19 protein-coding genes are annotated in these 18,556 nt (G+C 49.9%); all 19 read right to left on the bottom strand.

Features of this window, described 5'->3' with window-relative positions; genetic code table 11:
• Nucleotides 1-15 precede the first annotated feature (15 nt).
• Nucleotides 16-2,091 carry a glycine--tRNA ligase subunit beta gene (gene glyS, locus ACAN55_RS22275; protein WP_379138199.1) on the bottom strand — a complete coding sequence of 692 codons (2,076 nt, stop codon included), beginning with the start codon at nucleotides 2,089-2,091 and terminating at the stop codon, nucleotides 16-18.
• Nucleotides 2,084-2,971 carry a glycine--tRNA ligase subunit alpha gene (gene glyQ / locus ACAN55_RS22270; RefSeq protein ID WP_379138197.1) on the bottom strand — a complete coding sequence of 296 codons (888 nt, stop codon included), beginning with the start codon at nucleotides 2,969-2,971 and terminating at the stop codon, nucleotides 2,084-2,086. The genes glyS and glyQ overlap by 8 nt, the downstream gene beginning before the upstream one ends.
• Nucleotides 2,972-3,355: 384 nt before the next feature.
• Nucleotides 3,356-4,114, bottom strand: a complete 759-nt coding sequence (gene recO, locus ACAN55_RS22265; RefSeq protein WP_379138195.1) for a DNA repair protein RecO — start codon at nucleotides 4,112-4,114, stop codon at nucleotides 3,356-3,358.
• A gap of 36 nt (nucleotides 4,115-4,150) precedes the next feature.
• Nucleotides 4,151-4,294: a YqzL family protein gene (locus tag ACAN55_RS22260; RefSeq protein ID WP_379138192.1), complete on the bottom strand. Its 144-nt coding sequence runs from the start codon at nucleotides 4,292-4,294 to the stop codon at nucleotides 4,151-4,153.
• 107 nt (nucleotides 4,295-4,401) lie between these two features.
• Nucleotides 4,402-5,295, bottom strand: coding sequence for a GTPase Era (era, locus tag ACAN55_RS22255; RefSeq protein ID WP_379138188.1), 894 nt, complete (start codon nucleotides 5,293-5,295; stop codon nucleotides 4,402-4,404).
• Nucleotides 5,296-5,367: 72 nt separating this feature from the next.
• On the bottom strand, nucleotides 5,368-5,790 hold the full coding sequence (locus tag ACAN55_RS22250) for a cytidine deaminase (protein ID WP_379138185.1): 423 nt from the start codon (nucleotides 5,788-5,790) through the stop codon (nucleotides 5,368-5,370).
• 146 nt (nucleotides 5,791-5,936) lie between these two features.
• Complete coding sequence (locus ACAN55_RS22245) at nucleotides 5,937-6,332, bottom strand: diacylglycerol kinase family protein (protein WP_379138182.1); 396 nt, start codon at nucleotides 6,330-6,332, stop codon at nucleotides 5,937-5,939.
• Nucleotides 6,332-6,820, bottom strand: coding sequence for an rRNA maturation RNase YbeY (gene ybeY / locus ACAN55_RS22240; protein WP_379138179.1), 489 nt, complete (start codon nucleotides 6,818-6,820; stop codon nucleotides 6,332-6,334). The genes ACAN55_RS22245 and ybeY overlap by 1 nt, the downstream gene beginning before the upstream one ends.
• A complete protein-coding gene (locus ACAN55_RS22235; RefSeq protein ID WP_379138176.1) occupies nucleotides 6,817-9,069 on the bottom strand; it encodes an HD family phosphohydrolase in 2,253 nt (750 codons plus the stop codon). The genes ybeY and ACAN55_RS22235 overlap by 4 nt, the downstream gene beginning before the upstream one ends.
• A gap of 16 nt (nucleotides 9,070-9,085) precedes the next feature.
• Nucleotides 9,086-10,057 carry a PhoH family protein gene (locus tag ACAN55_RS22230; RefSeq protein WP_379138173.1) on the bottom strand — a complete coding sequence of 324 codons (972 nt, stop codon included), beginning with the start codon at nucleotides 10,055-10,057 and terminating at the stop codon, nucleotides 9,086-9,088.
• Between the two features lie 6 nt (nucleotides 10,058-10,063).
• Nucleotides 10,064-11,254 (bottom strand): sporulation protein YqfD, encoded by a 1,191-nt coding sequence (gene yqfD, locus ACAN55_RS22225; protein ID WP_379138170.1) that lies wholly within the window; start codon nucleotides 11,252-11,254, stop codon nucleotides 10,064-10,066.
• Nucleotides 11,251-11,544, bottom strand: a complete 294-nt coding sequence (gene yqfC, locus ACAN55_RS22220) for a sporulation protein YqfC (protein WP_379138167.1) — start codon at nucleotides 11,542-11,544, stop codon at nucleotides 11,251-11,253. The genes yqfD and yqfC overlap by 4 nt, the downstream gene beginning before the upstream one ends.
• Before the next feature lie 188 nt (nucleotides 11,545-11,732).
• Nucleotides 11,733-12,296, bottom strand: a complete 564-nt coding sequence (locus ACAN55_RS22215) for a hypothetical protein (protein ID WP_379138164.1) — start codon at nucleotides 12,294-12,296, stop codon at nucleotides 11,733-11,735.
• A gap of 67 nt (nucleotides 12,297-12,363) precedes the next feature.
• Nucleotides 12,364-13,371 carry a flotillin-like protein FloA gene (gene floA / locus ACAN55_RS22210; RefSeq protein WP_379138162.1) on the bottom strand — a complete coding sequence of 336 codons (1,008 nt, stop codon included), beginning with the start codon at nucleotides 13,369-13,371 and terminating at the stop codon, nucleotides 12,364-12,366.
• Nucleotides 13,372-13,416: 45 nt separating this feature from the next.
• Nucleotides 13,417-14,769: an NfeD family protein gene (locus ACAN55_RS22205; RefSeq protein ID WP_379138253.1), complete on the bottom strand. Its 1,353-nt coding sequence runs from the start codon at nucleotides 14,767-14,769 to the stop codon at nucleotides 13,417-13,419.
• A gap of 161 nt (nucleotides 14,770-14,930) precedes the next feature.
• Complete coding sequence (locus tag ACAN55_RS22200) at nucleotides 14,931-15,374, bottom strand: GatB/YqeY domain-containing protein (protein WP_379138159.1); 444 nt, start codon at nucleotides 15,372-15,374, stop codon at nucleotides 14,931-14,933.
• 15 nt (nucleotides 15,375-15,389) lie between these two features.
• Nucleotides 15,390-15,563 carry a 30S ribosomal protein S21 gene (gene rpsU, locus ACAN55_RS22195; protein ID WP_379138156.1) on the bottom strand — a complete coding sequence of 58 codons (174 nt, stop codon included), beginning with the start codon at nucleotides 15,561-15,563 and terminating at the stop codon, nucleotides 15,390-15,392.
• A 133-nt stretch (nucleotides 15,564-15,696) separates the two neighbouring features.
• Nucleotides 15,697-16,056 (bottom strand): histidine triad nucleotide-binding protein, encoded by a 360-nt coding sequence (locus ACAN55_RS22190; protein WP_379138152.1) that lies wholly within the window; start codon nucleotides 16,054-16,056, stop codon nucleotides 15,697-15,699.
• A gap of 381 nt (nucleotides 16,057-16,437) precedes the next feature.
• Nucleotides 16,438-18,556: SbcC/MukB-like Walker B domain-containing protein (locus ACAN55_RS22185; RefSeq protein WP_379138149.1), on the bottom strand; the 2,119-nt coding region annotated here is incomplete at its 5' end.

Raw genomic sequence — 18,556 nt, 5'->3', positions numbered from 1 at the left:
CAAGCAAAAGGCTTATTACCAGACCAATTTGCCGAAATCAGCGAACGATTTGGTGTCTGTATCGATAGCGGCTAATAGTGCAAGACGATTCGCACGAACCTGTTCATCCTCTGCCATAACCATAACCTTATCGAAGAATCCGGTAACGTCCTCTTTAAGACCGGAAAGAATATTCAGCGCCTCATCAGCATTTCTTGCTGCCAGTGCTTCCTGGTACGAAGCGTGTAAAGACTGCCAAGTCTGGTGCAGCTTCACTTCGGCAGCATCTGTCAGCAGGGCCGGATTGATGGAACCGCCTTGAGATTTCGCAGCCAGATTGCTGACACGGGTAAAGGAATCAACGGTGATTTTGAAATCCTCACGGGTTTGAACCGCATCATAGAGGGCACGACTTCTGGCTACAACTGCAACAATATCATCGTAGCCGGCAGCGATAACCGCATCCACTACATCATAGCGAACATTGTCAGTTAATAACCGTTTGACGCGGAGGCCAAAGAACTCGTAAAGGTTTATACGCAGCTCAGTACCAGAAGTTTTCATTTTCCGTGAATTTTCATGAACAGTTGCTGCAATTTCAAAGATTTCAGTGAGTCCAATCGTAAGTTTATGCTCCAGTACGATTTGTACGATTCCGGCAGCCTGACGACGCAGCGCGTAAGGATCCTGGGATCCTGTCGGGATGATACCGATGGAGAAACAGCCGACAATCGTATCGATTTTATCAGCGATACTGACTACATACCCCGCTTCAGTGGAAGGAACGGAGTCACCGGCAAAACGCGGCTGATAATGTTCGAATATCGCTTTAGCCACAGTCTCCGGCTCGCCAGCCTTGCGGGCATAATCTTCACCCATCGTGCCTTGAAGCTCGGGGAATTCATAGACCATTTGCGTAACCAGATCAAACTTACAGATATCTGCAGTACGTGAAACTTCTGCAGCCGACGAACCTGAAAGCTGCAATTTGGCAGCCAGAGCATCGGCGATTTTCCGGACACGGCGCACTTTATCGGCAATGCTGCCCAGCTCTTCGTGGTAGACGATATTCTCCAGTTTAGCCAGCGCATCCTCGATTTTAAGCTTTTGGTCTTCCTGATAGAAGAACTTCGCATCTGACAAACGTGCACGAAGCACCTTCTCATTACCTTTGGCAATCACATCCAGCGACACTGCGTTGCCGTTACGTACGGTTACGAAGAATGGCAGCAATTTGCCTTCAGTATCAAGAACCGGGAAATACCGCTGATGCTCGCGCATGGAAGTGATTAGCACATCCTGCGGAATATTCAAGAAGGAAGGATCAAAGGTTCCGAAGAGCACAGTAGGTGTCTCCACCAGGAATAGTACTTCTTCCAGCAGGTCTTCCTTGATTGCGATCGTCCAGTTTTTGTCCGCCGCAAGCTCATTGATTTGCTTCAAAATGAGTTGCTCGCGTTCTTTCACATCCACAAGCACATGCTGGGCGCGGAGACTTTCAATATATTCAGAAGGCTGGGAGATAACAGTCTCTGTACCGAGGAAACGGTGGCCACGGCTGACATTCCCCGCTTGAACACCTGTAATTTCCAGGTCCACGATCTCTGAACCAAAAAGGGCTACGATCCATTTGATCGGACGAACAAATTTGAAATCATATGTGCCCCAGCGCATATTTTTAGGGAAGGTCATAGCGCTGACGATACTGTACAATCCCTCGGCTAGCAAGGAAGCGGTCTCTACACCGGCACTGCTTCTTGTAGCGTAGATATATTCCACTCCGGCAAGCTCCTTGAATGTGAACTGGTCAGGAGTTACACCCTGGCTGCGGGCGAAACCAAGTGCTGCCTTGCTCCATTCACCGGCAGCATCCAGTGCGATTTTGCGTGCAGGCCCTTTAACTTCTTCATTGATATCCTCTTGCTTCTCGGCCATATCCTTGACCAGTACCGCGAGCCGGCGTGGTGTCGCATAAGCAGTTACTCCACCATTGGCGATACGTGAAGCTTCCAGCCATTTGGACATCCGCTCCTGAAGCTGCTCCATAGCCGCCCGGATAAAGCGGGCGGGAATTTCCTCTAGACCGATTTCAAACAATAAATCCTTAGACATGTTCCGCACCTTCTCTCTTCAGCAGCGGGAAGCCCAGCTTCTCGCGCTCCTCCATATATGTTGCAGCTACCGTCCGGGCCAGATTCCGCACCCGGGTGATAAAGCCTGTCCGTTCTGTTACACTGATCGCTCCACGAGCGTCTAGCAGATTGAACGTGTGTGAGCATTTCAAGACATAGTCATAAGCCGGGAATACCAGGTGGTTCTCCATTGCTCTACGGGCTTCTTCTTCGTAGGTGTTAAACAAGTTGAACAGCATTTTAACATCCGATACTTCAAAGGTATACGTGGAATGTTCAACTTCCGGCTGATGGAATACGTCTCCATACGAGATTCCGTTCACCCACTCGAGGTCAAATACATTTTCTTTCTCCTGGATATAAGAAGCCAGACGCTCCATACCGTATGTAATCTCTACGGCTACGGGACTGGTCTCAATACCACCTACCTGCTGGAAGTACGTAAATTGCGTAATTTCCATACCGTCAAGCCATACTTCCCATCCAAGACCTGCGCAGCCCAGAGACGGATTCTCCCAGTTGTCTTCCACAAAACGAATATCGTGGAGCAACGGATCGACACCAAGCGCCTTCAGGCTATCGAGGTAGATTTCCTGAATGTTGTCAGGCGAAGGCTTAATGATCACCTGAAACTGGTGATGCTGGTACAGACGGTTCGGATTCTCTCCGTATCGTCCGTCAGAAGGACGGCGGGAAGGCTCCACATAGGCTACTTTCCATGGCTCAGGACCAAGCGAGCGCAGGAAGGTCATGGGATTCATCGTACCTGCCCCTTTTTCCGTGTCATACGGCTGGACGATTATACAATTGTGCTCCGCCCAAAATTGCTGCAGCGTTAAGATCATCTGCTGAAAATTCATAATACCGGCTCCTTCACTTTTTCAAAGTTTTATTACTTCACTGCGTATATCAAAATGGTAATCAGGGGAGACATTCCGGCAATACAAAAAGCTCCCGCCCCCATGCCTGATATACAGACATAGGGACGAGAGCTTAACATTCTCCCGCGGTTCCACCCTACTTGATTTCGTGATCCGAAATCCACTTTTAAAGTGCCGCCTAACGTACTCCCGGATGCCATTTCATGAACATTGTCCTGCCGGGCTTGCACTATCCCCCGCTCGCTGAATAAGAACCGTCGTCCATTACTTTCCCGTTCACAGCACGTCTCCACTAGTTTGGAGAGCAGCCCACCTATTCACTACAAGAAACTGTACCTATAGTACCGGAATTTTATCCATCCGTCAAATATTATACTTGTCGAGCTGGTCAAGAAAACTCTGAGACTTGAGACGAAGCCCAAGCTGGATATCCATAACCGTTCTCATAATCTTCTTAAGCTCCGTGCGAGTATCCTCTTTAACATCCACATTACCGAGTCTGGTCAGATCGAGCTTCGCGAAAAGTCTAAGCAATTTCAGCGCCCGCGGTGAAATGTCCAGCGCTGGCGGATCATGATGCTTACAGCTTCGGCACAGCACGCCTCCAAGCCGGGGACTGACAAACAGCTGATCATCGGGTTTCTCCCTGCCGCAAACCACGCATTGATCCAGCTCCGGAGCATATCCCGCTGCCTGAAGAATCTTCATTTCAAATAAATTGATAATAACTCCGGGTTCTTTCCCCTCTTCCAGTGCATTCAGACACGCTTCAAGCTGCCGGAACCAGAAACCTCCAGTTTCTTCATCATGAAGGACACGATCCAGCAGTTCACATGCATAAGAGGAATATGCGGCTTTAACGAGATCCTCGCGCAACGGATGATGAGACACTGTAATTTCACCTGAATTCAGTGTTCCCAGTCCGCCGTTATTGTTCCTGAAATAGGCGAACTGTCCGACGGTAAACGGCTGAATCAACGCGGCATGGCGGCTTTTCGCTTTCTTCGCTCCGCGTACCAGAACTCCTACCTTACCGGCGTTCTCGGTGCAAAGCGTAATGATTGCGTTCCCTTCACCGTAGTCCATGCTGCGGATGACGATCCCTTCCACCCTGTGTAGCATGCCTCTTCCCCCAACCATTCGGCAAGCAACCAGTCCTTACTGTGCTTCTTCGTCATAGGTCTCTTCGTCCTCCACAGGCAGTCTACTGGCGTCCGATATGGGCTCACCAGCTTGCTTGTACAGCAGATAAGCATCGACATCTCCAGTCATCGTAAAATACTTCCACGAAAAGTCTCGCATGGGTATTCATCCTTTCTTCGGAAACACGATGTCTCTTCGAAGTTAGGATGTGCGATGAACGAGGATCTATCCTTGCAATTCCTGCCAGTCCCCTTTTTGGGGGAGTCTTAAAGATCCTTGTGGAAGCCTAAATCACGAAGAACACGATCCTGGTTACGCCAATCTTTTTTCACTTTAACCCACAATTCCAAAAAGATCTTGGAGCCGAGCAGATTCTCGATATCGGTGCGGGCCCGTCTGCCCACTTCCTTCAGCAGAGCACCTTGCTTGCCGATGATAATCCCTTTTTGGGAATCACGTTCCACAAAGATAACCGCCGAAATATGAACGACGCCGTTGGATTCCACTTTCATATCCTCAATAGTCACAGCGATGGAATGCGGCACTTCCTCACGAGTCATATGCAGGATCTTCTCACGAATAAGCTCTGCGCAGACAAACTGCTCCGGGTGATCAGTAATTTGATCTTCAGGATAGTATTGTGGACCTTCAGGTAAATATTTCTGCAGCTGCTCCAGCAGCGTATTCACATTGCTGCCAAGCTTGGCGGAGATCGGTATAATCTCGGCGAAATCATGAAGCTTCCGATATTCGGCCATGAGCGGCAGCAACGCTTCCGGCTCAAGCTTGTCCATTTTATTCATGACAAGAATAACCGGTGTAGTAATCCCGTTCAATTGCTCGGCAATGTAACGGTCTCCCCCGCCAAGACCTTCAGCAGCGTCAATCAGGAAGAGTACAGCCTCTACTTCACCAAGAGTCCCGAGCGCGGTCTGATTCATGTAATCGCCAAGTTTGGACTGGCGTCTGTGAATCCCGGGCGTGTCCAAAAAGACAATCTGGGAATTGTTATGGGTATACACACCATGAATTTTATTTCTTGTAGTCTGAGGTTTGTCTGACATGATAGCAATCTTCTGTCCGATCACCTGGTTCATTAGTGTTGATTTGCCTACGTTCGGTCTGCCGACAATGGCCACAAACCCTGATTTGAATTTCATATAATCTTCCTTCCGGTATTCAAACTTTTCTTTTAAGTTAACACTTACAGCAATACTTAATGCACCGTCTAGTTACTTTCCATCTGCCTGTCCCTGCTCCAGATCGGCAGGGCCGAAAGCTCCCGGAAGCAGATCGCGTACGGTTGTCTCCTGGACATCACCTTTCAGATTGCCGAGGATCACCTTCATGTCGGGATGACAGAGCTCCACCATGACTTGACGGCAGACACCGCAGGGCGAGACTGGGCCTTCTGTATCGGCAACAACAGCAATCGCCTTGAAACTGCCAGCTTTATGACCGTCGGCAATGGCGCGGAATAATGCGGTCCTTTCGGCGCAGTTCGTTGGGCCGAAGGCGGCATTCTCTACATTGCAGCCATGATGCACATGGCCGTCCTGATCAACAAGCGCTGCCCCCACTCCAAAGCGGGAATACGGGATATATGCGTTGGTACGTGCTTTAATGGCTTCTTGTAGAAGTTGTGTTGAATCCATAGTTATCCCCCTAAACGTTTTGCTGAGCAAAACTAGCTTCTTGAGTATATTCTAAGCTACGTCAAATTCGCAGAAAATTGGGAATTAAAGATAGCGGAGTCGCAAAGCGCTGGTCCGCCTCTCCTGTGAATTCAATTGTACATTGATTATGACATAAATCCGCTAATCCAGTCTATCACAGGCCGGTAAAAAACATAAATTCCGGTAATCAAGGCAAACGCTGCAGTGAGCAGCACGGCCCCTGCGGCAGTATCCTTGGCTTTTTTAGCCAGCGGATGGACTTCCGGCGAGGTAAGATCTACTACCGACTCCACAGCCGTGTTAAGCAGCTCTGCAGTCAACACAAGTGTTATAGCTAGCATAAGAAACATCCAGCTTGATGCCGGCAGCCTGAACAGGGCTGCGAGTAGAAGCACCACCACTGCCAGACCGCTATGTACCTTCATATTCAGCTCACTTTTAAAGGCACTGGCAATACCATGGGCTGCAAACCGGAAAGAGTGCCAGAACTTTTTGTGTCCCACGGCCGTATTCTTGGCCATTAGCGGGTAAGTCCTACCTGAGCCAGCACGGCTTCCTGTTTAGACATCATTTCGGCTTCGGAAGACTCATCCTGATGATCGTAACCGAGCAGATGAAGGAATCCGTGAACGAACAGGAATCCCAGCTCACGTTCCAGTGAATGGCCATAATCGAGCGCTTGCTCCTTCGCCCGGGTTACCGAAATAATAATATCTCCAAAGGAAACGGGAATTTCCTCCTCTTCTTCCACTTCATAAATGATTTCCGGCTCGTCCTCGCCTGCCTCATTCATAGCAAATGAAAGCACGTCAGTTGGGCGGTCAATCCCGCGAAACTCCTTATTCAGTTCATGGATGCGATCATTATCAACAAAGGTGAGATCCACATCCCCCTCATCTATTCCTTCAAGCTCTCCGGCTTTTTGCAAAACATTCTCCAACAGGGCGATGAGAGATTCCGTAATCTCCAACTCTTCCTGTTCGTTATTCCAAATTATTTGTAGGCTCATGCATGAACAGCCCCTTCCTCTTTTTTCGGTTTGCGCACATCTTCCGGATACTCAATCCGGGAGTGGAAAATACCCATGACCGCTTCCTTAAGTGTACGCGAGATAGTCTCCAGTTCCTTGATAGTCAAATCACACTCGTCGAACTGATGGTCGTCGAGCCTGCTTTTTACAATTTTCTCAATCATCGTTTCCACTTGCCCAACAGTAGGCTTGCGCAGGGAACGGACAGCAGCTTCCACACTATCGGCAATTCCTACGACCGCAGCCTCCTTGGATTGAGCTTTCGGACCTGGATAGCGGAAATCGTCCTCGTCAAAATCAGGCTCCATCCCTTTTTCTTCCGCAATTCGCAATGCTTTATGATAAAAATAATGCAGGAATGTAGTCCCGTGATGCTGCTCCGCAATGTCTCTGATCGGTTTAGGCAGTTTGTACTCCTTCAGCATCTCTACACCGTCACGGGCATGCGCTACAATGATAGATTTACTGAGCATCGGTTCTATGGAATCATGCGGATTCTCCATATTATTCTGATTCTCAATAAAGTAAATCGGACGTTTCGTCTTACCGATATCGTGATAATACGATCCTACCCGGCACAACAGGCCGTCTGCGCCGATGGCTTCTGCGGCAGCCTCTGAGAGGTTCCCTACCATTACGCTATGATGATAGGTTCCCGGTGTTTCTGTGAGCAGCTTTCGCAGTAGCGGATGGTTCGGGTTCGAGAGCTCCACGAGTTTAAGTGCGGAGAGAATGCCAAACGTAGTCTCAAAGAACGGCATAATCCCGATAACCAGAACCGCCGTTAGAAGCCCGCCAGCGAAGGCAAATCCGATCGCATACAAGGTATCAATCTCATTCCAGACGCCGCCGCCGAGTAAAGTCAGCGTGAATACGGTTAAGGAGCCGAACAGGGAAGACATAATCCCGCCCTTAAGTAGGGTGGAACGCTGCCCGGCCCGGTGTGTGGCAAAAATCGCTACGAATGAAACAACAAGAGCAAAAAAGCCGTACGTGAAATCGAACACCGTGTTTTGCTGCGTATTTAAAATAATGCTGGCCAGAATAGCGAACAAGATGGTGCAGAAATAGGCAAGCGTCAGATCCAGTAACATAGCGACCAGCATAGCTCCGATCGCTACAGGAGCCAAGAACCCGACATAAGTACGGGTATCACTTTGTAAAAAGGCTGCTAGCCGCATCGAAATGATAGTAATGACAAATACAAGAACCAGCATTAACAGCTGGGAGTTATTATATTTGAAACCTTTCGTGCCGGTATATTGAATGAACATTAGCAGACCGAAGGACAACATGGCTACTAGAAGCAGCAGACCAAACTGAGGCCAGTAATTCACCTCATTTTTAAGCAGATCGCTCTCATCCAGCAGCTGATATAATTCCGGTGTGATCAGTTGCCCCTTGGCAACAAGTACGTCTCCCTGATTAATGTTCACCGTTGGCGTATTCTCGCGGGCCTGCACCTCAGCTTCCTTGGTAGCATCCTCGTCGTAGAATTTATTACTCGTAATGACCAGACGGGTCAGCTCCTGCACAACCTCCCGCGCCGTCCGCTGAGTCAGTGAACTTACACTGACCAGTTCAGCAACTTTCGCACGGACAGTCTGGGCTTCCTGGATCTGATCATTCATGAGCCGGATGACAATCTCGCGGGCCACAGGCTTCATTTCAATGATATCTTCAGAGGTCAAGCGCGGGATCTTGATAAATGTTTCTTCAGGAATGGAATACGTCTGATCCTTAATGACTTTCTGCATCTCAGTTAGTAGATTCTCCGAATACGTACCGCTGCTGCGTGCAGAGGCCACAAAACTCAGGATGAAATCAGAAGCCCGCTGCGGTATTTCTTCTCGGTAGATCCCGGTCTTATCGCTCTGGGAGATCGAATCATCCTGGTTCAGGCGGTCGATCCGGTCAAGCAATGAGGTTATAAGATTCTCACTGTGGATCGGAATAATTTTATACTTGAATTGTACCTGCTCAACGGCTTCTTCCTGTGCTTGCAGAGTAGCCTTCTTATCAGGGATCTGCATCGGCGCAATGATTTCCTTGGCACTCTTCGTACCTTCTTTGATGTCATATTTCTTGGGCAGCAGATCGGGTGCCAGTGTGAAGTAGAATAGAACACCTAGCAACACAAAGAGAGCATAGCGCGTGACCGCGCTATACTTCCAGCCGCTGTTGCTGTATACGAATCCGCTGAGTTTGGACGGTTGCTTTGAGGCCATGAAGACAATCCCCTTTTTAGTCGAGGTTTTCGGCAAAGCGGTCATAGGCAACGATTATTTTCTGTACCAGGGAATGCCGGACTACATCCTGCTCCCCGAAGAAAACAAAACCAAGCTCTTCAATACCGGATAAAATCGCTTTGGCTTCGATCAGACCTGATTTTTTGCCCCGTGGCAAATCAATCTGGGTAACATCGCCTGTAATGACCATCTTTGACCCGAAACCGAGTCGTGTCAGGAACATTTTCATTTGCTCCGGTGTCGTGTTCTGTGCTTCATCTAGAATAATAAAGGAATCATCCAAGGTGCGTCCCCGCATATAGGCAAGCGGTGCGATTTCAATAAGCCCGCGTTCCAGCGCCTTGGCGACCTGTTCTGGTCCCATGACGTCATATAAGGCATCATACAGCGGACGGAGATACGGGTCCACCTTTTCCTGTAAATCGCCCGGCAGAAAGCCTAGACTTTCTCCAGCCTCCACTGCTGGACGGGTAAGTACGATTTTTTTGACCGACCCTTCTTTAAGCGCAGCAACAGCCAGAACTACTGCCAGGTATGTCTTGCCAGTACCCGCTGGTCCGATACCAAATACAATGTCCCGTTTCTTAATGGTCGTTACATAGTGCTTCTGTCCAATGGTTTTGACACGGATAGGCCGTCCGCGGAAGGTCGTTGTAATTTCGCCTTTAAATAAATCCAGCAGCTGTTCAGCACGGAAATCCTTGGCCAGTTCCACAGCATACTGAATATCGCGTTCGCTAAGAACATATCCGCTACGGATCAGGGATAGCAGCACATTGAAGAGCTGACCCAGCATCTCCACTTCCTGCTCCGCACCACGTACTGTAAATTCGGCTTCGCGCGAGTCAATCACTGCCGGAATTTCACTCTCGATGATTTTTAGAAATCCATCCTGCGGGCCGAACAATGACAACGCTTCTCCCGCATTTTGCAAAGATATCCGTATGCTTGCAGTCTGTTCTGACAAGTAGCCTCATTCTCCTCGGTTATATACTAACGGAAGTTCCTCCGCAATTCTTTCTTCTACTTCAAAAAGCACTTTCATATAAACTTTACCATTCTCTTTCTTCTCATGCAAAATTTTTTGGCTTTTGATCACACTGTCGCTGCCGTAACGAGCTAAAATATCGCTGCGTGCGTTCTCCAGTCCTTTGCTGCGGGCTGCTTCAGGTGTGAGGGTCTCCGTGACCTCCTGAAGCTCCAATTCCTTCTCCGTCATCCACCCGATCGGAAGCTTGATCGAACGCCAGGTCAGCGGATTGTCTTCCGTTAGAATCTTCGACTTTTCAAAAGGTGAGTCCCCATAACCCCAGAGCTGAACCGCCCATTTCCCCAGCACCAGATAGGCATGATCCTTACGTTCTCCCGTATATGCACTGGATTTTATTGTTAGCGGAACACTGATGCTGTATTCATGCCAAACCAAGCCTCTGACCTCGCCTTTGGCCACGACAAACTCCATATTCTGCTCATCCCCAAGAGTACCGGAAATGAGAATATCCCCTTTCTTGACCCGGTCATTGCGTTCTACTACAGGTCTTCCCTGCTCGGCATAGATATCCGTCACAACGGCATCCGTTCTGCTGATCAGATGGCGCTGGCTGTATAACGGCTTCTGCTCAGGCTGCACCGCTTCAACGATCTGAATCTTGACCGAAGTGCCCGTCCGCTGCAATCCTACCCAGGATACCCCGGGCAGACGCGCCGTCAGCTCTTTGGAGAGCTTGTCCGGGTTGTCCATACGCCAAATCCACTGATAGGTAAAAATCCCTTCCTGACGCGCAGCGTCCAGCACATCCTCTGTGGCAATACGTTCATTGCCGACCACCTCTACATTCCATACCATGGACGACAGCAGCACAAGTGCAACACCAAAGAGCAGCAGCCCTGCCCCAAAAAACTTCCGTTTCCATAGCTTGGCCATCACAAAAGGAAGTCCCTTCCGACCAGTGATATGCATATGACAGCCTGTCTTTCTTAAAAGCGGACGGAGCGCATAGAAATCATTCAGCAGCAGCGTAAAACACACGCCACTCTGCAGTGGTCTCACGTCCCAGATCACTATGCCTCCCCCGGTCAGTATATTAATAAACATTTCCACCTGCGGTCCGGTTATTTGTAGTGTTACAGATCCCCGCAGCCATGAAAAAGGTTCTTGCTTCATGAACTCTCCCCGCCTTCCCTATATTTGATATCGCCGATCGTCCCCTCAATGACCATTTCCTGGCCCAGAATACTTCGGATCTCTAGGCCCTGCCCGGAAATTTCCAATGTACCTTTGGAGTGGGCAAGCTTCAGCATCACGGAGGAGAAATGCAATACACCGCGATGATTCTCAATATACAGTTCCTTATTGCCGATCAGGGTAATCCGGGGAAGATCATGCATCAGGTCCTGCGGCAGATCCAGCATCCCATCCGTCCATCCCCGCAGCCTCCGGCCGATCCGGGTCATATATAGAGGCCCCCCCTTTCTTTACTTTACACCTTATGCTGCAGCGCCTATATTTATGAGAAATTCCGGACTGGAAGCAACCCGTAACGCGCAGTTTAGTTCTATTGAGACTTAACACAAAACGCACATAAAAAGCCCGCAGTTCCCTGTATAAGGAATTGCGGGCATTGCCCGATCCGTAAATGAAGTTATCTTCTCCTGGAGGTGTGATGTGGTTGCCTGGAACGCGGCGGTCCCAGAATTTCAGCCCAAATCAGACCATTTCGCAGTTGCTTAACATCCAAGTCAGGCGAAATTGAAGAAGGCTGTGGTTTTGGACTAACGGCAGTAGTAATAGCCTTACTCGGCTTCATCTCATCCCCACCAGAGCGCCCGAAGCCATCACGCAGACGGTCCATGTCCTGCTGTATATACTCCGCCCTGGTTTCTAGATTACTCCGCCAAGGCTGTTCTAGCGATACGCCTTCACCACTCCAGCTATCGGCATCAGGTAACCGCGAGGATGGAGAATCACCAGAGAAGCTGCCGTAAGGTGAGCTGGCCCGTTTGGGCACTACAGGCGCGGGTGATGACTCATTGTTTCTTCCTGGGGTAGGAAATCCGCTCTTTGACTTGCCCCGCTTGCCGGCATCCCAAGGCTCTTGCATCTCACCCATTTTATCAAACACACTTTTCACGCCGCCCCCGAAGCTCGGCATGGAGCCCCGCGGAGAATGCTGACCTTTATTTTTTGCTTTTTGCGCTTTATTCACATTGGATATCACCGCGAATAGTATTACAGCTATAACAGAAACCCAGGTCACAGCGGCTCACATCCCTTTATTTATTGGTTTTGGGATTGTCCTGGTTATCGTCCTGCTCATTGATTTTGCCCAGGGAGCCCCGCATTTGTGTATCCGCCTCTATGTTCTTCAGGTTCATATAATCCATTACACCCATTTGACCGCCGCGCAGTGCTTCAGCCATGGCGAGTGGAACCTCGGACTCGGCTTCGACAACCTTGGCCTTCATCTCGACTACGCGGGCTTTCATCTCTTGTTCATGCGCTACCGCCATGGCTCTGCGTTCCTCTGCCTTAGCCTGAGCGATGCGCTTATCCGCTTCGGCCTGCTCAGTCTGCAGATAAGCACCAATGTTCTTACCTACGTCGATATCAGCAATATCGATGGACAGAATTTCAAAGGCAGTTCCGGAATCAAGCCCCTTCGACAAAACGGTACGAGAGATGGAATCCGGATTCTCCAGGACATCCTTGTGGGAATCACTGGAGCCCACAGTCGTTACGATCCCCTCACCGACACGGGCGATAATGGTCTCCTCACCCGCACCGCCGACAAGGCGGTCGATATTGGCACGTACCGTTACGCGCGCTTTGACCTTGACTTCAATCCCGTTCTTAGCAACAGCGGCAACCACCGGCGTTTCGATCACGCGCGGGTTAACGCTCATCTGTACAGCAAGAAGCACATCGCGTCCGGCCAGATCGATGGCCGCAGCCCGTGTGAACTCAAGAGGAATGTCAGCACGCTGCGCTGCAATCAGTGCATTGACGACGCGATCCACATTACCGCCAGCGAGATAATGGCTTTCAAGCTGGTTAATATTAAGACCAAGTCCCGCCTTGGTAGCTTTAATCAACGGATTAACAATCCGGCTTGGGGTTACGCGGCGCAGCCTCATGGCAACCAGAGTGATAATCCCGATTCTTACACCAGAAGCCCAAGCTGAAACCCAGAGCATAACCGGAAAAAAGCTAAAAAAGACGCTGAGTAAGATAATCCCAGCTACCACAATCAGCAATAAAGTAATTAAAGAAGCTTCACCCATAATGTATTGTTCCTCCGATAAATGTGATGTTTTAACTGTACAAACCTATTCTACTTCCTTTACTACGATGCGGCTGCCTTCTACTTTCACTACGATAACCGAAAGATTCGCAGCAATAAAACCGCCCTCGGTAACGACATCCACCCGTTCCCCTTCAATAATTGCCGTTCCGGAAGGACGCAGCGGCGTAATACTGGTACCCTTGCCACCAATCAGCATGATTTTCTCCTGTACAGGTACAAATCCCCGATCCTTGGTAAGACTCTCCTTCAGGATGAACCGGTTCCAGACGCCGCGCTCTTTAAAGAGCACAGCTACTGCAATGATTACCACGGTCGCCCCGGCGAATGCGATGCCCAGACTAAAGAGTGCATGTGTGAAGCTGTAAGCAGCCCTTACAACGCCTGCTATAAGACTGGCAGAACCCAGCAGCCCCAAGATACCGAAGCTAGGCACGAACAACTCCATCACCAGCATAATTAGCCCCAGAATAAACAGCAGCCATGTCTCCGCACCTGCAAAGCCGGCAACATAGTTCCCGAAGAAATATAGCACAAAAGCAACGATCCCTATAATTCCCGGAGCACCAAAGCCTGGCACAATCAGCTCTATAACAATCCCGGCAATACCGATGAAGAGCAGAAGGGTCATAATAATCGGGTTGGTCAGAAATCTTGACATTTTCTCTGCTCCGGTATGCTCCACGCGAAAAATGTCTTCTGTGGAATATCCCAATGAAGAGATGGCCTGTTCCGGTGTATCTGCAATCCCATCTGCATACCCTGCCATCAGCGCCTGGTCACTGGTCAGTGCAATAATCTGACCTTTATCCTTACGGACTCCGAGTTCTGGTTTATCGACGACGATGTTACTGTCAGTCATTCCTGCTGCTATCTCCGGGTCACGTCCATTTAGGGCCGCCGCCCCGACCATCTTTGATTTCCAATACGAGACCAGTTTAGGGTCACTTACAGCCTTACCGGTCATATTCACGAGTGAAGCAGAGCCGATCATGCTTCCCGGCTTCATGATGATATGATTAGCATTCAGCGCGATATAGCTTCCGGCAGAAGCTGCGTCGCCTTTAATATAGGCTGCCGTTGGGATTTCACTCTCCCTGACCATGCTTCCAATCTCTTCCGCACTATCCACCAGACCCCCAGGGGTATCGATCTCGAGCACAATCAGGACTGCACCATAGTTCGCGGCTTCCTCAAATCCCCGTTTCAAAAAACTTTGCAGCCCCCGTTCGATTTCCTGATCCACCGGAATTATAAACACCGGACCGTTCTTGGGTTCACTTCCTGCTGAACCTGATGTTCCTGCTGCACCCGCCGGCAGAAGCGGCAGCAAGCATAATATAATCAGCAACGCTGCTGCGATTCCGGTTCTGGCCATTCCTCGTAGTCCTTTCAATTCAATTCCTCCTCTCTCCCATGATTCATATCCATATATGTATGGTGTCTGCTAAGCCGTATTACGATACTTTCCGTTTAGCGTTCCAAATATTTGCATACAAAAAGAAAAACACCCCTTATACAAGGGGTGTTAGCGCTATATTATTGCAGAAATTGCTGAACCGCCTGGTTCACAAGCTTACCATCGGCGCGGCCTTTAACCTTAGGCATCAGCGCGCTCATAACTTTGCCCATATCACTTTTCGAAGAAGCACCGGTTTCCTGGATGGTCTGCTGTACAATAACTTTAATTTCTTCTTCGGTAAGCTGTTCGGGAAGATACTTATGGATAATCTCGATTTCTGCCTTCGTACTCGCAGCAAGCTCATCGCGACCCGCATTCTCAAATTCCTGGAGGGCATCTTTGCGCTGTTTGATTTCACGGCTTAAGATATCAAGCACTTCGTTGTCGTCTAATGTTCTCTTCAGATCTATTTCAAGATACTTTATTGTCGAACGAATCATGCGAATCGTGGAAAGTGTGAACTTGTCCTTGTCTCTCATCGCTTGCTTCATATCTTCGTTCAATCGTTCGCTAAGATTCATGCGTGGGTAATCCTCCTAAAACTTTCTCTTACGAGCAGCCTCAGACTTCAGCTTTTTCTTAACGCTTGGCTTTTCATAATGTTTACGTTTCTTCACCTCAGCCAAGACACCATCTTTAGCGATGGAACGTTTGAAGCGACGAAGTGCAGCATCAATTGACTCGTTTTTGCGAACTTTCGTTTCAGACACCAGTTTCCCCTCCCTCCAAACAGACCGTCCAAGAGCTCAAACACGGTTCATCAAATTACATTATAGGTCAAACTAAAATATCGTGTCAACCGTCCAGCCATTCTTTTTTCACGTTTTACAAACATATCTTGATTTAGGCGTGTGAAGAGGAGTTACCGGTCAATGCTCCGAGCCGGGCTCCACCCAGCAAATGGTAGTGTAAATGAGGCACTGCCTGTCCGCTGTCAGGTCCGCAATTGTTGATCAGACGGTATCCCGACTCTGCAACTCCCAAATCAATTGCAATCTGCTGAGCTACACTGTGAAGCTCGGCAATAAGCGGTAAATCCTCCGCAGTAACCTCATTCATGGAAGGAATAGGTTTCTTCGGAATGATCAATACATGCACGGGTGCGGCAGGCTCGATATCATAAAACGCTAGTATCCGTTCATTCTCAAATACTTTCTTGCAGGGAATGGTCCCTTCAATAATTTTGCTGAACACAGTCTCCATTATGACGGCTTCCTCCTAAAGTTTTGAAGTTGCACACATCATATCACGGATTCAAGGGTTAACGGAAGCGCGGGGTGTATGACCTGAAGATGCCTGATTCTATAATTCGGCAAGCTGTATCAGTAACAGATGAGAAATGGCCCGACCCTTGTCCAGCAACAAGATAATTATTCATCTACCGCACATAGTACAACAAAAAAAAGACAAAAAAAAGAAACACCCTTACAGCTCAGAGAGCTGATTCGGCGGCGGACGTATAATAAGGAGTTGTTCTCCCAGTCATACGTCCGCCGAGGTGTTCCTAAATGATGTCGGCTTAGCTGTATTATAACAGCGCCCTGATACTGTATCTGTGATTATTATCACACAGGACAAACCGTTTTACATTTTTTCCAAAATAATTCTAGAACCCCCTCCACCGTGCTCCGCAGGCACTACCACAAGCTTCCGGGGAAGTCTTGCACGCAGTTCCGGGACATGGCTAATAATTCCTACAGAGAGCTGATCATTATGAAGTTTCTCCAGTGAAGTAATGACCGTATCCAGCAAATCGGGGTCAAGCGTACCAAAACCCTCGTCCAGGAAAAAGAATTGTAGCGGATATTGGCCGCGTAGTTGAATCTGTGCGGAAAGCGCCAACGCCAGTGATAATGAAGTCAAAAAGGTTTCTCCGCCAGACAAGGTGGACACCGGGCGTCTAACACCACCGTTCCCGTCGTCTCGGATTACGAATCCTCCCCCGGAATCCACTTCGAGCGCGTACCGTTGCTTGCTCAAGAAACGCAGACGCTGCGAAGCAGCCTGACATACTTGCATAAGTTGCTCCTCAGCGATATATTCCACAAAAGCATTACCGCGGAGGCAGGACTGCAGCTTCGACAGCCGGTCCTGTGTCTGCGCATGCTCCACTCTTTGTTCCTCAAGTATCTTCCAGCGGATATGTTTGTGCCGGATATCCTCAACATCCCGCTCATCCCGCGCCCGGCTCTGAAGCGCCAATTCATCCTCCTCTTTACATTTACGCATCGCAGCCTCACTCTCCAGCCATTCATCGGAACTCAGCTTACCACCGTCCAGCTTCTCGTCAATGTGACGCAGCTGCAGCTTCACTTCCGCCTCCTGTTCACGATGGGTACGGACACGGGAAGATGATAGGCTCCGTTCCTCGGGACTGAGGGAAGCCGTTTCGGCTTCCTGGGCGGAGGCGAATGGTGAAGCAGATAACCGCTCCGAGAATGTCTGCTCTGCCCCTGTATGATGTTCCCGGGCTGAAACTTCTGCCTGGCGGGCAATCGCCGCATTCTTGCTGTCATGCTGCGCTTTATCTGCAGAATCGCGATGAGCCTTCTTGCCTTCTTCCACAGCTTCTACAAGAGTGCGCAAACGCCGCTCGCATTCCTCAAGCAGAGGCCCCGCTTGCTGACCGCCTGTATAGAGCTGCAGGCGTTGCTCTTTCTCACTAAGCAGCTCTGTCTTGCTCTCATGCTGGGTATTCCACTGGGCAAGTTCAATTTCAAGGCCGGAGTTTTCCTCTACGAGCCCGGATAATACTGTGTTCTTCTCGTCGAGGAACTTGACACTGATCTCCAGTCTCCCGCGTATCTCCTCAACTTGCTCGTCCTTTGACAGCATTTCGCTGTAAGCCTTCTCCGCATCCTCCGGTGCCAGATCCGGGAACCGACTGGTCCAGTCTTGGCGTAATGAATGAAGCTGGCGTTGCTCTTCTTCTGCCTTAGCAGCAAGACCAGCGTGCCAGGATCTTTCTGCTTCGGCTGCCGCTGATTCTTTATGGAAATACTGCTGGGCATCCTGCACTGAAGTTTGCCACTGGGCTGCTGCACTCCGCAGAGCTGCTGATTCCTGCTTACGCTGCAGGAGTATCGCCTCAAAACGGGTTAAGAAGCTTTCCTCCGAAATTACAGAAGCGAGATTACTGCTAATTTCAGAGTTCGAGTTCATTGCAGCACTTGCTGTACCAATTCCGGTGATGCTTTCGCTTAACCCCTCCGCTGTTGCCGCTGCCTGTACAGAAGAAATCAAGGCGTCTTCCCCATAAATCTGTTCCAGCCAGGCCGAATCCTGTTCCCGCACGCTGCGGAGTGAATGACGTACCTCGAATATCCGCTTGGACAATGTCCGCGCGTTCTGCAGTTCTTCCTCCCGTACTGCACGCTCCCCGTCCTCCTGAGCGGATGCCGGAGAGGGATGATGTTCACTGCCGCAGACCGGGCAAGGCTGTCCCGCTTCCAGCCCTTGGGCCAGCGTGAGTGACAAGCGGTGGACCTCGCGGCTGGCGAGCGCGGCCTCAAGCTCGCCGCAGTATTGCTCCAGCTGCTCAGCCGCTGTATGAGCAGCCGCTTCGGCGCCGCGCAGCAGCTCCAGGTGCTGCGCAGCTTCGCCGGCTCTGGCGGCGCGCTGCGCCTCCAGCAGCGCGCGCCCGGCAGCGGCTTCTGCAAGCCGCTGCTCTGCCCCCGCGAGCGACGCCGTCCGCTCGCGGTGC

The sequence above is a fragment of the Paenibacillus oryziterrae genome (genome assembly GCF_042610485.1).
Classification (GTDB): domain Bacteria; phylum Bacillota; class Bacilli; order Paenibacillales; family Paenibacillaceae; genus Paenibacillus_AQ.
Note: the sequence above shows the minus strand (reverse complement) of the source record. Positions and strands in the feature narration are given on the sequence as shown.